The 14,638-nt window shown below is 69.6% G+C and carries 16 protein-coding genes; 10 read left to right on the top strand and 6 right to left on the bottom strand.

Translation table 11 applies throughout. The annotated features are described in order from the left end of the window. Positions 1 to 44 precede the first annotated feature (44 nt). Positions 45 to 827 carry an SDR family NAD(P)-dependent oxidoreductase gene (locus D187_RS18880; protein ID WP_002621986.1) on the top strand — a complete coding sequence of 261 codons (783 nt, stop codon included), beginning with the start codon at positions 45 to 47 and terminating at the stop codon, positions 825 to 827. Positions 828 to 894: 67 nt separating this feature from the next. Next, positions 895 to 1,842, top strand: a complete 948-nt coding sequence (locus tag D187_RS18875) for a hypothetical protein (protein ID WP_155893440.1) — start codon at positions 895 to 897, stop codon at positions 1,840 to 1,842. Between the two features lie 3 nt (positions 1,843 to 1,845). On the opposite strand, the gene D187_RS18870 is transcribed toward D187_RS18875, so the two are convergent. The 3 genes from D187_RS18870 to D187_RS18860 all read right to left on the bottom strand — a co-directional run bounded on the left by D187_RS18870 (position 1,846) and on the right by D187_RS18860 (position 4,255). Further along, on the bottom strand, positions 1,846 to 2,367 hold the full coding sequence (locus tag D187_RS18870) for a GNAT family N-acetyltransferase (protein WP_002621984.1): 522 nt from the start codon (positions 2,365 to 2,367) through the stop codon (positions 1,846 to 1,848). 36 nt (positions 2,368 to 2,403) lie between these two features. Further along, on the bottom strand, positions 2,404 to 3,309 hold the full coding sequence (locus D187_RS18865; RefSeq protein ID WP_002621983.1) for a LysR substrate-binding domain-containing protein: 906 nt from the start codon (positions 3,307 to 3,309) through the stop codon (positions 2,404 to 2,406). A 190-nt stretch (positions 3,310 to 3,499) separates the two neighbouring features. Then, a complete protein-coding gene (locus tag D187_RS18860; RefSeq protein ID WP_002621982.1) occupies positions 3,500 to 4,255 on the bottom strand; it encodes a tRNA(His) guanylyltransferase Thg1 family protein in 756 nt (251 codons plus the stop codon). Between the two features lie 184 nt (positions 4,256 to 4,439). On the opposite strand from D187_RS18860, the gene D187_RS18855 reads away from it, so the two are divergent. Further along, positions 4,440 to 5,360, top strand: a complete 921-nt coding sequence (locus D187_RS18855; RefSeq protein WP_155893439.1) for an alpha/beta hydrolase — start codon at positions 4,440 to 4,442, stop codon at positions 5,358 to 5,360. Here D187_RS18855 and D187_RS18850 read toward each other — a convergent pair. Continuing rightward, the gene (locus tag D187_RS18850) at positions 5,350 to 6,159 is read right to left on the bottom strand and encodes a GNAT family N-acetyltransferase (RefSeq protein ID WP_002621980.1); all 810 of its coding nucleotides are present in this window, start codon (positions 6,157 to 6,159) and stop codon (positions 5,350 to 5,352) included. The genes D187_RS18855 and D187_RS18850 overlap by 11 nt on opposite strands. A gap of 101 nt (positions 6,160 to 6,260) precedes the next feature. On the opposite strand from D187_RS18850, the gene D187_RS18845 reads away from it, so the two are divergent. From D187_RS18845 to D187_RS18830, 4 genes are all read left to right on the top strand, one after another. Beyond that, entirely contained in the window at positions 6,261 to 6,980 is a 720-nt protein-coding gene (locus D187_RS18845) for a glycosyltransferase family 2 protein (RefSeq protein WP_002621979.1), read from the top strand. Positions 6,981 to 7,064: 84 nt separating this feature from the next. Beyond that, positions 7,065 to 7,607: a putative ABC transporter permease gene (locus D187_RS18840; protein ID WP_002621978.1), complete on the top strand. Its 543-nt coding sequence runs from the start codon at positions 7,065 to 7,067 to the stop codon at positions 7,605 to 7,607. Between the two features lie 186 nt (positions 7,608 to 7,793). Then, a complete protein-coding gene (locus D187_RS18835) occupies positions 7,794 to 8,828 on the top strand; it encodes a rod shape-determining protein (protein ID WP_002621977.1) in 1,035 nt (344 codons plus the stop codon). A gap of 113 nt (positions 8,829 to 8,941) precedes the next feature. Next, positions 8,942 to 9,181 carry a DUF2171 domain-containing protein gene (locus tag D187_RS18830; RefSeq protein WP_002621976.1) on the top strand — a complete coding sequence of 80 codons (240 nt, stop codon included), beginning with the start codon at positions 8,942 to 8,944 and terminating at the stop codon, positions 9,179 to 9,181. A 6-nt stretch (positions 9,182 to 9,187) separates the two neighbouring features. Here D187_RS18830 and D187_RS18825 read toward each other — a convergent pair whose 3' ends face one another. Next, positions 9,188 to 10,606 carry a DUF2156 domain-containing protein gene (locus D187_RS18825; protein WP_002621975.1) on the bottom strand — a complete coding sequence of 473 codons (1,419 nt, stop codon included), beginning with the start codon at positions 10,604 to 10,606 and terminating at the stop codon, positions 9,188 to 9,190. Between the two features lie 84 nt (positions 10,607 to 10,690). Between D187_RS18825 and D187_RS18820 the strand changes: the two genes are divergently transcribed. Continuing rightward, complete coding sequence (locus tag D187_RS18820) at positions 10,691 to 11,446, top strand: hypothetical protein (RefSeq protein WP_002621974.1); 756 nt, start codon at positions 10,691 to 10,693, stop codon at positions 11,444 to 11,446. Next, positions 11,446 to 12,024, top strand: a complete 579-nt coding sequence (locus tag D187_RS18815) for a hypothetical protein (RefSeq protein ID WP_002621973.1) — start codon at positions 11,446 to 11,448, stop codon at positions 12,022 to 12,024. The genes D187_RS18820 and D187_RS18815 overlap by 1 nt, the downstream gene beginning before the upstream one ends. 12 nt (positions 12,025 to 12,036) lie before the next feature. Here D187_RS18815 and D187_RS18810 read toward each other — a convergent pair whose 3' ends face one another. Continuing rightward, the gene (locus tag D187_RS18810; protein WP_002621972.1) at positions 12,037 to 12,714 is read right to left on the bottom strand and encodes a hypothetical protein; all 678 of its coding nucleotides are present in this window, start codon (positions 12,712 to 12,714) and stop codon (positions 12,037 to 12,039) included. 93 nt (positions 12,715 to 12,807) lie between these two features. On the opposite strand from D187_RS18810, the gene D187_RS18805 reads away from it, so the two are divergent. After that, a complete protein-coding gene (locus D187_RS18805; RefSeq protein ID WP_081713755.1) occupies positions 12,808 to 14,535 on the top strand; it encodes a trehalase family glycosidase in 1,728 nt (575 codons plus the stop codon). The last annotated feature ends 103 nt before the right edge of the window (positions 14,536 to 14,638 follow it).

Below are 14,638 nucleotides of genomic sequence, written 5' to 3'. Positions count from 1 at the left end.
GCTAGGGTGATGGCGTACCCAAGCGGGAACGAGGAGGCACTCCGATGAAGGGACTCACGGGCAAGGTGGCACTGGTAACGGGGGGAAGCTCGGGAATCGGGCTGGCGACGGCGAGGGAACTGGGACAGGCCGGGGCGAAGGTGGCGCTGGTGAGCAGGGGGAAGGAGCGGGGCGAGGCGGCGGAGCGGGCCCTGCGAGAGGAGGGGCTGGAAGCGCTCTACGTGCCGGCGGACATGGGGCGAAGCGAGGACATCCGGCGGATGGTGGGCACGGTGGTGGAGAAGTGGGGGCGGCTGGATGTGGCGGTGAACAACGCGGCGCTGGGGGACATGATGCTGGTGCCGCTGACGGAGCTGCCAGAGGAGGAGTTCGACCGCATCCTCGGGGTGGACCTCAAGGGCGTGTGGCTGTGCATGAAGTACGAGATCCCCGAGATGTTGCGAGCGGGAGGCGGGGCGATCGTCAACGTGTCGTCCATCAACGGGCTGGCGGGGACACCGATGGGGTCGGCGTACACGGCGGCGAAGCACGGGATGCATGGGCTGAGCAAGACGGCGGCCATGGAGTTCGCACGGCAAGGCATCCGGGTGAACGTCGTGTGCCCGGGGGCGCACCGCACGCCCATGCTGGAGGGGCTGATGGAGAAGATGTCTCCGGGAGACCCGAGGAAGGCGGAGGAGCAGTACTACCTGGCGAGGATTCCCATGGGGCGCTTGGGAGCGCCCGAGGAGTGCGGCAGGGCCATCACCTGGCTGCTGTCGGAGGAGGCCTCGTACGTGAATGGCTGCGTGATGACGGTGGACGGCGGAGTCATGGCGGGAGTGTGAACCGCCACCGTCTCCATCGGGGGGGTGGGATGGCTCCCTTGCCGGACCGGGCGTTAAGCTGCCGGCCATGAGCCCTCCGCTCTCCGCCACCGCACGGGAAGACTCCACCCCGGTTCTCACCGAGGCCCGACCGGCTTCCTTTCCCCGATGGGCGGGAGCCGTGGTGCTATCGCCCCTGGGCGTGAGCTACCTGGGCCTGGACGACGAGGGCTTCGCCCACTTCCTTCGCGGCACCGGTGCGCCCTTCGCCTCGGTCGGCGCGCTCACCTTCCTGTTCGCGCTCCTCTCGCTGGGCCGCTGGGGCCTGCGGGTCATGCTCTCCCAGAAGCATCCGTATGAACCCTGGCTCTGGGACCACTCCTGGCGGCACGAGTTGCAAGACCAGCGGTTGACGCAGCTCCTGGTCTCCTGGCCCGTCAGCCTCGTCCTCCTGGCGGTCCTCGCCGTCGTTCATTGGCTGTTCTACAGCCGGGTCTTCAGCCAGGGGCATGTGTTGCCCGGTGCGCTCCTGGGCCTCGTCCTGCTCGGCTTCGACATCATCATCTTCACGAGGGTGCTCGGGCCCACGGTGCTTGGCACCCTCGCCCTGCTGCGCTTTGGCCGGATGCGCCTGCTCCTGCCCGGAGTGCCCCTGGAACTCGGCTCCCGGTGCCAGGTGCACCTGGAGGCCCGGAGCCTCGCCCGCATGTCGAACGTGAAGGTCGAGCTGCGGCGCATCCGGGAGTGGGCGGAGACGACGGGCTGCGGCGACGAGCGGCTCACCCAGTCGGTGACCCACATCGAGCACTCGCACACGTACACCGTGGACGCGGCGGCCCTGCACGAAGGCAAGGCGCTCGCCCTTCCCCTCGAGCTGCCCGAGGGCGGGCCCGAGCACTCGACGGCGCTCCACGCCTCACGCAGCTGCCACTGGGAGCTCAAGCTCTCCAGCGAGGTGTCCAGCGTGCACCTGGACACCACCTTCGTGCTCCCCGTCTATTACGTCGTGGGCGGGCACCCCGCGCGGGCATCCTGATCCTCAACCCAGCGCCATCGTCATGCGCACCAGGCGGTTCATGCGCAGCCCCTGCTCCAGGGGACCCACCCACTTCTCCTCCTGGAAGCCCATGCGCGCCCAGAAGCGGCGGCCCGCTTCATTCTGTTCCACCGCCGCCAGCCTGAGCAGTCGGCCGCCCTCGGCTCGCACCCAATCCGCATAGGCCCGGAGCACGGCCTCGCCCCGTCCCTGGCCTCGAGCCTCGGGCACGAGCAACAGCAACCCCAGGTACCACTCCCCGGGCGAGGGGTAGTCCCTCAATCCCTCGAGGACTCCGACGCTCCGCCCGTGCGCGTCGCGCAAGGCCAGCAGGTGCGGCTGCTCCGGCGTCAGGCCCGGGGGCCGTTCGGAGGGTATCCGGCGGGCTTCGTCCTCGGTGGCGGGCCGGCCATAGACGAGCTGGTGGTAGTCCTCGCAATGCTCGAGCAACGGCTGCAAGCACTCCACGTCGGCGTCGGCCACGCGCTCGGCGAGGAGGTCCGCGGCACGGAAGAGGCGGGTCATGCGTCCTTCCTAGCACGCCTCGCCTGGCGGCTCGGGTCAGCTCCCCTTCATGAAAGCCTGGAGGCGGGGGACCATGAAGTCGAGGAAGGCGCGTACCCGCCGGGGCACGCGCTGACCTCCGAGATGGAGCGCGTGGACTTCCTCCGCATCGCCCATGCCATCTCCGGCCAGCACCTCGACCAACCGGCCCGCGGCGAGGTCCGACGTCACATGGAAATCAGCGAGCCGGGCGAGCCCGACGCCCGCGATGGCCATCCGCCGCACCGTCTCGCCGTTGTTGGCGAGCAGGTTGCCCCCAACGGTCCGGTCGACGATGCGCCCGCCCTGCTTGAGGGGCCAGACGGGCGCGGACCGGCGGAAGTTGAAGCCCAGGCAGTTGTGGTGATCGAGATCGTCGCTCGTGCGGGGCACCCCGTGCCGCTGGAGATAGGCGGGTGAGGCCACGATCTTGCGTCGCGCGGTGCCAATCCTGCGCGCGATCAGGCTGGAGGACTCCAGTGCGCCCACGCGGAAGGCCACGTCGGTGCGGTCGAGATAGAGGTCGACGATTTCATCGGAGAGCGACAGGTCGACGCGGATGTGGGGATGCGCCGCCCAGAAGGCGGGCAACAGCGGCTCCACCCCGCGCGCGCCAAAGGCAACCGAGGCGTTGACCCGCACCGTCCCGCTCGCATGTTGCGCCCCGAGGGAGAGGTCCTTCTCGATGTCGTCGAGTTCGGTGAGCAGCGACGTGCTGCGCTCGTAGTAGACCTGCCCCTCGTTGGTGAGGGAAAGACGACGCGTGGAGCGCTCGATGAGCCGCACCCCCAGCCGCGTCTCGATGCGGCCAATGAGCTTGCTGACCGTGGAGGGGGTCATCATCATCTGCCGTGCCGCCTCGGAGAAGCTTCCCGCCTCCACGACGCGCACGAACACCTGCATCTCACCCGCACGATTGTCCATTCCACGTTCCCATCCGTGAACCGGCTTCACAGAAGCATGTGGTGCCGTGCCGGATTATCAAGCGCGGCGTGCACCCGCATCGAGAACCGAGCTGGGCTGGAAGCCCACGCATCGCTCGGTCACCGAGTGAATCGAGCGGGAGCTTGCCGGCTGACGCCAGAGCCGGAGACTCCGTGCGCGCCCCAGTTCCTCAGGACTCGGGGCGCATCCGCTCGCGGAGATAGGCGTCGTAGGCGTCCTTCATCGGAAGCTCCTGGTCCACGCGCAGCCTGCGGCGCGTGGAGCGCACCGTCTGGCCCGTGACGGGATTGATCCCCTCCTTCTCGTACTGCTCCCACACCACGCCCGAGCCCCGCCGCTGCCAGGGCGGCAGCTCGTTGAAGTTGATGCCGCGCTGGAAGAGCAGCTCGTTCTTGAAGCCCACGGACTGGCCGTGCAGGACCCGCGAGGCCTGCGCAGCGCTCTGGCCCTCCTTGCGCAGCGTCCAGTAGCACCAGCCATTGAGCGCGCACCGGGTCGCGTCCGCCTGACGCCAGCGGAAGTAGTCCAGCACCGCGTCCTCGTTCACGCCCAGCCACACCCGGCTGTCGAACACGGCCGGCACCCCCGCCGCGTGCGTGAAGGTGGCGCTGGCCAGGCCCGCGCTGAGCGACACCAGCTTCTCCACCTCCCGGTCGTAGAGCGACCACTCCGGCCGGAAGAGGACGGAGATCTCATCGCTCTCCGTATAGGCGTAGAGGCCCTGCAACTCCTCCAGCAGCGCCGAGGCCGTGCGCACCATCTGCTCGTGCATCCGGACGTCGAAGGGCTTGTCGTAGTGCGTCTCGGTGAAGCGCGAGAACCCCCGTCCATCCACTCGCAGCACGCACCACGCCCCGCGCAACAGCCGCAGGGAGTGGAAGAATTCGCCCTCGCGCATCCGGGACTCGAAGTCACTCGGGTCCATCTTCCACCCTCCATGGCCTGACGCGACAGTCTGACGACTCTACGGAACGAACTGGCGCACGTAGAAGCCTTTCTTCCCGACCACTGCCGCCCCCCCGCTCCACTTGCGGAGGAAGTGCCGGACTGGGGTACGGTCTGTCTCCGTGCTCCCGCCCCCCCTTCGCGCTCGGGTGTTCCGCCTCATCATGCTCGTGCTCGCCCTCCTGGGTGTGGGCTGGGCGGTCTCCGGCGCGCTGATGACGTGGCGGCTCACGCGCCGGGCCCGGCCCTACTTCCCCGAACCAGCTCCGGCGCTCGCCCAAGGTACCGTCGAGGAGCATCGTCTCATCGTGGCCGATGGCACGAAAGTCGGAACCTGGCTGGCGCGGGGGGAGCCCGGCGCGCCCTGCGTGCTGATGCTGCATGGCAACGGGGGCTCTCGCACCTCGCTGCGCTCTCTCCTCGAGGAGTTCTCTGGACGGGGGTACTGCGTGCTGGCCCTCAGCCTGCGCACCCATGGGGATTCCGAGGGTGAGGTGAATGACTTCGGCTGGAGTGCCCGTCAAGACGTGCTCGCCGGTATTGCCTTCCTCGAGCGTGAGGCGCCGGATCGCCCGAGAATCGTGTTCGGCACCTCGCTCGGGGCGGCGGCCGCCATCTTCGCCTCACGGGAGGTGGGCTCCCGCGTTCGGGGCTACGTGCTCGAGTCGCCCTACAGGGACCTGCGCACCGCCGTGAGCAACCGGCTGAAGAGCAACCTGCCACCGGGGCTCGACCGACTGGCGTTCCACGGCATGTGGCTCTTCGGAGACGCCTTCCTGCCCCTGCCCGCGGAGCAGCTCCGCCCGCTCGACCACGTGGCCGGCATTCCCCAGGAGGTTCCCGTGCTGTTCCTGGCCGGGGCCAGGGACCGCCACGCCCATCTAGACGAGGTGGAGGATCTCGCGGGACGCATCTCCTCCCATGCACGGCTGGAGGTGTTCCGCGAGGGCCGCCATGGAACGCTCCGGGACTCCGAGCCCGAGCGCTACCAACGGCTCCTGCTCGACTTCGTGAGCGCCTCCGTGCCCGGTGAGACCCGAGGAACGCGGCTCCACCCCGACCCACCTCGCCGGCTCAACCCGTGACGGGCACCATCGCCCCTTCCGGGTGCGAGCCCTCCACCATGAAGAGCATCCGCGTGGCGAACCGGAAGCCCACCCGCTCATAGATGCGGCCGGCCTCCTCGGTGATGGTGCTCAGGAACAGCAGGTCCACGCCCCCCGCGAAGGCCTCCTGGGCCAGGCGGGACGTCAGCGCGGTGCCAAGGCCCCGCTTGCGGAAGCGCTCGAGCGTCGCCACCCCGCCGAGCTCGGCGATGCCCTCGGAGGGCGGGGTGAACATGCCCACCACGGCGGGCTCTCCTTCCACCCGCCCCACCATCGCCCGGCCCCGCGCGAGCTCCTCCAGCGTCTTGGACACCTCCTCCTCGGAGGCCTCATAGGGCTCGTCCGGAGAGAAGCCCCGCCGCGCGGTGGTGCAGTACGCGCACACCTCCTCGCGCGAGGAGCTGGACGTGAGGACCGACAACGCGAGCCCCTCCGGCACCGCCACGGGCGTGAAGGTCCCGGGCGTGCAGACCATCACCCGGGCCTCGGCCTCCTGGCGGAAACCGGCGGCGAGCAGCGTGTCCGCCAGGCCCGGGGCCAGCTCGGAGACGTACTCGAAGCGCGGCACCCTCCCCCGTCGCTGGAACTCCTCCCGGAGCCGCCGCAAGGGCTCGCGCACGTCCCCGGTGAGGGGCCCGTCCGGAATGGCGTAGTTGAAGTAGATGAGCGGATCGAAGGCGTGGAGGAACACCGTGAAGGGCGGCACGGAGAGCGACTCGTAGCGCTGCGCGGCGGCGCGGCGCATGTACGACTGCAGGCGGTCGATGAGTGGGCTCATGGCGAATCCTCGGAGGGTGGGCGCCGGGTGTCTTACTTCCCGGGGCCGGGGAGAACGAAGAGTCGCGCGGAGCCCGGAAATCGATTAGAGCGCCAATCGCCATGCTCGTCTCCGTCGTCATCCCGGTCTACAACGAGATCTCCACGCTCGCCGAAATCATCCGCCGTGTCACCGCGGTGGACTTCCCGAAAGAGCTCGTCCTCGTGGACGACTGCTCGCGCGACGGCAGCCGCGAGCTGCTCCAGCGTCTGACCACCGAGGGCCTCTCGGTCGTGGGCGGCACCCCGAAGAACCGCAACGAGGTGCGCGTGCTCCTGCAGGAGAAGAACCAGGGCAAGGGCGCGGCCCTGCGGCGTGGCTTCGCCGAGTCCACCGGGGACATCATCATCGTGCAGGACGCGGACCTCGAGTACGACCCGCGCGACATCCCCCGCGTGCTCCAGCCCATCATCGATGGCGAGGCGGACGTCGTCTTCGGCAGCCGCTTCACCGGCACGCCCCGGCGCGTCCTCTACTACTGGCACTCGGTCATCAACAACCTGCTCACCACGTTGAGCAACATGACGAGCAACCTGAACCTCACCGACATGGAGACCTGCTACAAGGCCTTCCGCGCCGAGGTCATCCGCTCCGTCACCGTGGAAGAGGACCGCTTCGGCTTCGAGCCGGAGATCACCGCCAAGGTGGCTCGCGGCGGCTGGCGCGTCTTCGAGGTGCCCATCAGCTACCACGGGCGCACCTACGAGGAGGGCAAGAAGATCGGCTGGAAGGATGGCGTGCGAGCGCTCTACGTCATCGGGAAGTACGCCCTCAAGCGCTGAGCCGCCCACCGGGGCCACGGGCTTCACGACGGCCCGTCCCGCGGTCCCAGTGCCCGGCACGACGGGCATCCCCAACTTCGGGGCGTGCTACCTCGATACGTCCTCTATGGCTGCGCGGGTTGGGTGCTGGAGGTGTGCTTCACCGGCATGGAGAACGCCCTGAAGGGCGACCGGACCTGCACGGCGAAGACCTACCTGTGGATGCACCCCATCTACGGCGCCACGGCCCTGAGCCTGGAGTCCCTCCAGGAGCGGCTGCGCTTCCTGCCCCGGCTCCTGCGGGCGCTCGCCTACACCGCCGTCATCTTCGGAGCGGAGTTCACCAGCGGCTGGCTCCTGCGCAAGGCGCTCGGCCGCTGCCCCTGGGACTACGAGGACAAGGGTTGGAGCGTGAAGGGGCTCATCCGCCTGGACTACGCCCCCTTCTGGTACGCCACCGCCCTGCTCTTCGAGCCCATGCACGAGGCCTTCCTGCTCGTCACCCGCGAAGCCCTGCGCCACGCGCCCGGCGCCGCTCCCGCGCTCGAGGCCCCCGGCTCCCTCTCCGGCTCCACCGGCCAGGGCATCGGTGATGCCGCCCGCTCCAGCCGCCCCACCCACGAGACCGGCCAGCCCTCGCTGGCATGAATCCGTACGAAATACGACAAATAAGGAAAACTGGAGTAGAAGGTTCCGGGGTTGGACGCTCTGCGGCCGGGCCCCGGGCTTGACGTTGCCTTTTCTTTCTGCAACGGGGGCTGCGTAGTAGGTTGCCGCGCGATCCCACTGTTCCGTGGGAATTGACGACGTAGTCCGGAAAGTTCCCGCCCCCGTATGTTCGACTGGCTCCACACTCTCTTCTCGCGTGACCTCGCCATCGACCTGGGCACGGCCAACACGCTCATCTACATCCGCGGCCAGGGCATCGTGTCCAACGAGCCCTCCGTGGTGGCCGTCCAGCAGGACGCGCGCGGCGGCAAGAAGGTGCTCGCCGTCGGCAAGGAGGCCAAGGAGATGCTCGGTCGGACCCCGGGCAATATCGTGGCCATCCGCCCGATGAAGGACGGCGTCATCGCCGACTTCGAGATCACCGCGGCGATGTTGCGCTACTTCATCCAGACGGCGCACAACCGCAAGTCGCTCGTCTCCCCGCGCATCGTCATCGGCATTCCCTCGGGCATCACCGAGGTGGAGCGCCGCGCGGTGCGCGAGGCCGCCGCCAACGCCGGCGCCCGTGAGGTGTACCTCATCGAGCAGCCCATGGCGGCCGCCATCGGCGCGGGCCTGCCCGTCACCGAGCCCAGCGGCAACATGATCGTCGACATCGGCGGTGGCACCTCCGACGTGGCCGTCATCAGCCTCGCCGGCATCGTGTTCGCCAAGAGCGTGCGCATCGGCGGCGACAAGCTGGACGAGGCGATCATCCAGTACGTCAAGCGCAAGTACAACCTGCTCATCGGCGAGCGCACCGCGGAGCTCATCAAGATGGGCATCGGCACCGCGTACCCCACCGAGGAGGTCATGACCATGGAGATCAAGGGTCGCGACCTGGTGGCCGGCGTGCCGCGCACGCTCACGGTGAGCAGCGACGAGGTGCGTGACGCGCTCGCCGAGCCCGTCAACGGCATCGTCGAGGCGGTGAAGCTCACGCTCGAGCGCACGCCGCCGGAGCTCGCCGGCGACATCGCCGACCGCGGCATCGTGCTCGCCGGCGGTGGCGCGCTGCTCAAGAACCTCGACACGCTCCTGCGCGAGGAGACGGGTCTGCCGGTGTTCCTCGCCGAGGATCCGCTGTCCGCCGTGGTGATGGGCGCGGGCAAGGCGCTGGAGACGCTCGACATCCTCCGGCAGGTCTGCCAGCCAGGCTAGGCCGTCTCCCCTGCCCTCCGGCACCAGGCGGACGGGCAGGCGCCGTGGGTAGAGGGACTCCGCCGTGTTCATCTCATTGGGCAACGCAACACAACCCAAGAGAGGAGCGGAGGATGATCGACCCTGGAGAAATCCACGAGGGAATGACGGTGCGCGACGGGACCGGGCGCAAGCTCGGGACGGTGGAGAACGTGGGGACCACCCACTTCGAGCTGGGCCAAGGCTCGCCCGCCCGCCGGGAATACGCGGTGCAGTTCCACCGCGTCGCGCGCGTCCAGGGTGCGGACATCTACCTCACGCCGACGCACCCTCCGCTGCCCCCCGAGGAAGAGCCTCCGCCCCGCCGGGCGTGAGACCCCTCAGGGACCCTGAAGTGTCCGGTGTCCGCGCGCCCAGAAGAGCAGGGCCGCCGCCAGCGACGGAGCCATCACCGCCACGACCATGACCAGCCAGTCGCTCCAGCCCTCGGCGCGCGGCAGGTTGTAGAGCAGGGCCTCGAGCAGGGTGAGGCTCGCATCGCCGGTGATGACCCAGGCCAGCAGGGTGGCGAGCCCCCGGCGCCAGCGCCGCACGAGCGAGAAGAGCGCCACCGTCAGCCCCACGTCGAAGAGCACCCAGGCGGCCTGGATGTGCCAGGAGGGGAAGTGGCTGGTGGTGATGGGCAGCGCGAGCAGCACCGTCCAGGGCACCAGCAGCACCGCGGTCAGCCAGATGAGCAGCAGGGGATGCTCCAGCAGGCTCCTCGCGCCGAAGCGCAGCAGGCTGCCCTGGGCGAAGGCCTGGAGGGAGTCGAACACCGCGAGCACGGGGCCTCGCGTCCGGGGCCACGCCAGGAAGACGGGATCCCACGAATGGGGGCGCAACCGGGACTTGAAGGCCCGCAGGCCCTCGAAGTCATAGAGGGGCTTGCCCAGCCGGCGCGCCAGCCGCAGCACCCCGGCCACCTCGCCCGACAGCGGCGCCAGACCCAGCGTCAGGAAGCTCCGGCCCTCGGCCGCCGCGGCGCGCATCAGCCCGTCCACCAACAACTCCACGGTGCCATTGGGCGCCCGCTTGTCGCGCAGCAGGTGCTGCACGAACCAGCCCTCGCGCGCGTACACGGGAATGGCCGACAGGAAGGCCACCACCTCCCCGTCCCGCTCCGCCACGAGGCAGCGCCGCGCCTCGGGCCGATCGAAGGGCGACAACTGCACCAGGAAGCCCATGGGCGCCATCCGCCGCGACTCCAGCCAGCGCGCCATCAACCGCTCCATCCCCTCGCGCACCGGGCTCGTGGGCTCGCGCACCTCCGCCACGTCCACCGCCCGCACGCGCACACCCTTGGCCCTCGCGCGGCGCAGCTGCTCGCGCAGGTGGCGGCTGTCGCGCAGGCACTCCTCCCACCGCCGCGGATCCCACACCGGCTGCTCGCCGATGAGCAGGGACGCGAGCGGCGTGGCGTGTAACAGCCGTCTCTCGATGGCGAAGAAACACACCCGCCGGCCCTTCGCCGCCGCGTGCGCCGCGAAGCGCTCGGACACCGCGGCGAGCCGCTCCGTGGTGGCGATGGGCGCTCCGGCCACCACCCACGCGCTTCCCGTGTCCACGTAGGCCACGCACGCGTCGTCCCCGTCGAACCAGTACGCGTACCCGGGCTCCAGCACCTGGAAGGACGTGGTGTTCCAACCGTGACGCCGCAACAACTCCAGGACTCGAGACTTCTCCCCGCCTTCCCCGTTCATGGCCATGCCGTGCTCGCGTGTGGGTCCAGGTCCGAGCACGCCCCTGTCGGAGAACACCCACTCGGCCCCTCATTGAAGTGACACGGCGAGGAGCGGCGCGGTAGATAAATCCCTTCCCATCCCTGCAAGGAGTGAGTTGGGTTGACACCTCGACATGTATTCTCCGCTCTGCGCCGCCCGCTGGCGGCGGGGCTCGCGCTCTGGGCGCTCACCGCGCTCGTTCCCCTGAGCGAGGCCCGCGCCGATGAGGAGGAGGAGGACACGCGCCTCTTCCCCCACGCCGGCAACGCGCGCCTGCTGTCCAGCGATGAGGCCGCGCCCATCAAGCACCTCACCATTGGCCTGCAGCGCACGGCGCTGCCCCTGGCGCTGGGCATCGCCGTGGACACCTCGCTGCTCGCGGACATCGCCACCGCCGCCAACGTGGGCGTGCGCTGGGGCGCCGAGTGGGGCATCCACCGCTTCGTCATCGGCGGGCGCTACACGTGGTTCCTCGGCGGGGAGACGCTGTCCGGCGCCATCAACGAGCAGGTGCCTGAAATCCAGCGCGTCGACGTGAACTTCAGCGGGCCCAGCGTCTATGCGCTCTACGGCATCGTGCTCGGGCGCTTCCTGGTGCAGGGCGAGGTGCGCCACTACATCTACCAGAACACCGTCACCACGGCGACCGGCGCGGTGGTGTTCAACATCATCGGCAACCTGTCCGCCGTCGGTGAGCTCGGGGTGCGCTTCTCCGAGGGCATGCCCCTGCGCGGTGCGTTCGGCCTGCGCTACGGAGGCCCGACGCTCGGTGTGTCGCTCGGCCTCGCGTACGTCGACGTCGTCGAGCCCCTGCTGCCCTACAACGAGGGCCGCGTTCCCTTCCTCCCCGCCTTCGACCTGTCCCTGACCTTCTAATGAACCGCCTCGCTCCCGCCCTGCTCTGCTCCCTGCTGGTCACCGCGTGCTCCGCCGAGGTGGCCATCGACTCGGATCCCATCTCCACGACGGTTCCGGTCACCTCCATCTTCGAGCCCACCTATGCCGAGGTGGCCATCGACCTGCCCGCGGACACGCAGGATCTCGCGGTCCTCGTGAAGGAAGTGACCGCCACCCTCACCGTGGTCAATCCCTCGACCGTCTTCACGCTGAACGCGTCGGCGCGCCTGTCCCTCGAGGGCAACGCCACGCCGGATCAGCCCATCATCTACACCCCGCGCAACCTGCCCCCGTACTACGCCAAATCCCAGGAGCTGCTGTCGGCCAACTTCGGGCCCGCCTCGCGCACGGAAGCCACCATCCCCAGCTCGGAGACGTTCCTCAAGGCCGTGCGCCAGCCGCGCATCTGGTTCATCGTGACCAACACCATCTCCAATGCGACGCCCGGCACCGGCGGCCTGCCCGTGGAGATCCGCCTGGAGAACGCCATCCTCCACGTCGTCGTGGAGAAGAACTTCAGCGGCCTGGAGGGCGCGCTGGGCATCACCGGTCTCTAGCACCCGGCTCTCTCACCGCGCGCCCGCCGGACTCCTGGTGGGCAGCGCGAGTGAGCGGTACGCACGCGACTCGGCGAAGGTCGGCAAGTCGGTGGGACGCTGGTGCCACCAGTTCATCACCAGCGTCACCCGCAGGCGCGACGTCCCCGGCAGCTTCCCGTCGGGAATCTGGTTGCGCGCGTCGAGCACGCCGTGGGTGAGGTTGCCCCGAAAGCACGTGAAGCGGTTGGGCCGCGGCATCACCAGATCGAACTCGTCCGTGTCGGGCGCGAGCGAAGGGTTGTCCTCACACGGCAAAGCGCGCGTCACCGCGAGCGCCCCGCCCCGCACCCGGTTCATGAACAGCAGCGAGGTGAAGCGCGGATGCACGAGCGGCCCTCCCTTCAGGGCGAGCTTCTCGTCGCGATCCTGATGGAAGTCCACCTGCACGTCCGTCGTGTACATGCGCGACAACCACCACTCCACCCCCGCCAGCCCCCGGCGCACCGGCACGCGCGGGCGCAGCGCGAGGATGGCCTCCTCCACGAGGTTGGTGGGCTCGCCCAGGTCGAACCAGAAGGTCGTCTGGTAGGTCTGACGCAGCCGCTCGTTGCCCAGCGCGCGCACCCGCCGCCACAGGCGCTGGAAATGGGCCTCGGGAAGAGCGGAGTCCTGGAGGAAGACGAGCGGAGCGGGGGGCGCCATGGACATTCTTCTACACCACCGTCCCATTGCACGCCCGCGCGGGGATGACGAGCGTTGCCCTCTTCGCCAGCCCGTCCTCGCACGGGCCCGGGAGGACCGATGGCCGCCGCTCGACGCTCCAGGAGCGCTCCGTGGATGACGGGGCTGCTCGTCACGCTGGCCCTCCGCGCGAGCGCGGCGCCCGCCCCCGCCACCGCGCCGCCTCCTCCCGCCGCAGCTCATGCCGACGTGCGCGGCTACATCGCGCGCACCTGGGACGCGCTCACGCGCTCACTCGAGTCCTGTGAGGTGGTCGCGGATCCCAAGGTCGCGGGCCGCTCCGTGCTCTACCTGCCCCGGGAGCTCCCCGAGCCCGCCATCGCCCAGCGGCTGCGCCAGAAGTGTCCGAAGGTCGAAGTCCTCCGCCTGCCCCAGGAGATCACCGGGGCGGGACAGGTGGACGTGCGCGCGTTGAAGGCCCAGGGACTGCTCTACCTCGAGCACCCCTACGTGGTGCCCGGCGGCATGTTCAACGAGATGTATGGCTGGGACAGCTACTTCATCATCCGGGGACTCTTGCGCGACGGACGGCGGGAGCTGGCCCAGGGCATGGTGCGCAACTTCTTCTTCGAGATCCAACACTACGGCGCGCTGCTCAACGCCAACCGCACCTACCACCTGTCCCGCTCCCAGCCGCCCTTCCTCACCTCCATGGTGATGGAGATCCACCAGCGGCTCCCGGAGGAAGAGGGCCGCGCCTGGCTCACCGAGGCCTGGCCCTTCCTCGTGCGCGACCATGGGCTGTGGATGAGGGAGGAGCACCTGGCGGGCGACACGGGCCTGTCGCGCTACTTCGACTTCAACGAGGGGCCGGTGCCCGAGCTGGCGGTGGACCAGGGCCGCTACTACCGCGACGTGGTGAGCTACTTCACGCGCCACCCCGAAGAGGGACGGCCCTTCCTGCGCGAGGTGGACCGGGACGCCGTCTCCCCGAGCGCCACGGCCCCCGTGTTCCTCACCCAGGTGTGCCAGCGCGACCCCGGCACCACCCTCTGCACCACCCAGGGCGCCGTCACCCTCACCGAGGACTTCTACCGGGGCGACCGCGCCATGCGCGAGTCCGGCTTCGACATCTCCTTCCGCTTCGGGCCCTTCAGCGCGCGCACGCACCACTACGCCGCGGTGGACCTCAACAGCCTGCTGTACAAGGCGGAGACGGACCTGGAGCGCATCAGCACGCTGCTCGGCCGCGACGCCGAGGCCCGTGCCTGGCACGAGCGCGCCACGAAGCGCCGGGCCCTGGTGGACCGCTACCTGTGGGACGCCGAGCGGGGCATGTACTTCGACTACGACGTCGAGAAGCGCCAGCGCTCCACCTACGAGTACGCGACGACCTTCTACCCGCTCTGGGCGGGACTGGCCTCGCCCGAGCAGGCGCGCGCCGTGGCCGCCCACCTCCCGGACTTCGAGCAGGCCGGGGGACTCGCGATGAGCCGCCGGCGGACGTCCGCCCAGTGGGACCTGCCCTACGGCTGGGCCCCCCTCCAGCTCCTGGCCGTCGAGGGCCTGCGCCGCCATGGCCACGACGCCGACGCGGATCGCCTGTCCCGGAAGTTCCTCGACATGGTCGCCGAGAACTTCCACCGCGAGGGCAACCTGCGCGAGAAGTACGACGTGGTGAAGCGCACCACCGAGGTGCAGGTCACCGCGGGCTACGCGCACAACGTCGTCGGCTTCGGTTGGACCAACGGCGTCTTCCTGGAGCTGTGGCACGGCCTGCGCCGCGAGCCCACGCCCACGAAGCCGCCCGCTTCACCGTCCCAGACGCCACGGCCTCCGGCTCAGTGAGCCGACTGCGCCGCCAGGGGCTCGGGCTCGGGAGCGGATCGTGGCACGAACGGGCCGCAAGCACGCCTACATCGCGACCAAGGCTGGACACCGCCCGAACTCC

This window comes from Cystobacter fuscus DSM 2262 (genome assembly GCF_000335475.2).
GTDB classification, from domain to species: Bacteria; Myxococcota; Myxococcia; order Myxococcales; family Myxococcaceae; genus Cystobacter; species Cystobacter fuscus.
The sequence above is the reverse complement of the archived record's forward strand: the minus strand, read 5'-3'. Positions and strand labels throughout refer to the sequence as shown.

Coding starts and splice junctions, on each gene's coding strand:
- D187_RS18810 (WP_002621972.1), bottom strand. CDS start 12,714: ATGTCCATGGCGCCCCCCGCTCCGCTCGTCTTCCTCCAGGACTCCGCT.
- D187_RS18855 (WP_155893439.1), top strand. CDS start 4,440: ATGCTCGTGCTCGCCCTCCTGGGTGTGGGCTGGGCGGTCTCCGGCGCG.
- D187_RS18880 (WP_002621986.1), top strand. CDS start 45: ATGAAGGGACTCACGGGCAAGGTGGCACTGGTAACGGGGGGAAGCTCG.
- D187_RS18865 (WP_002621983.1), bottom strand. CDS start 3,309: ATGGACAATCGTGCGGGTGAGATGCAGGTGTTCGTGCGCGTCGTGGAG.
- D187_RS18835 (WP_002621977.1), top strand. CDS start 7,794: ATGTTCGACTGGCTCCACACTCTCTTCTCGCGTGACCTCGCCATCGAC.
- D187_RS18815 (WP_002621973.1), top strand. CDS start 11,446: ATGAACCGCCTCGCTCCCGCCCTGCTCTGCTCCCTGCTGGTCACCGCG.
- D187_RS18850 (WP_002621980.1), bottom strand. CDS start 6,159: ATGAGCCCACTCATCGACCGCCTGCAGTCGTACATGCGCCGCGCCGCC.
- D187_RS18830 (WP_002621976.1), top strand. CDS start 8,942: ATGATCGACCCTGGAGAAATCCACGAGGGAATGACGGTGCGCGACGGG.
- D187_RS18860 (WP_002621982.1), bottom strand. CDS start 4,255: ATGGACCCGAGTGACTTCGAGTCCCGGATGCGCGAGGGCGAATTCTTC.
- D187_RS18845 (WP_002621979.1), top strand. CDS start 6,261: ATGCTCGTCTCCGTCGTCATCCCGGTCTACAACGAGATCTCCACGCTC.
- D187_RS18870 (WP_002621984.1), bottom strand. CDS start 2,367: ATGACCCGCCTCTTCCGTGCCGCGGACCTCCTCGCCGAGCGCGTGGCC.
- D187_RS18805 (WP_081713755.1), top strand. CDS start 12,808: ATGGCCGCCGCTCGACGCTCCAGGAGCGCTCCGTGGATGACGGGGCTG.
- D187_RS18875 (WP_155893440.1), top strand. CDS start 895: ATGAGCCCTCCGCTCTCCGCCACCGCACGGGAAGACTCCACCCCGGTT.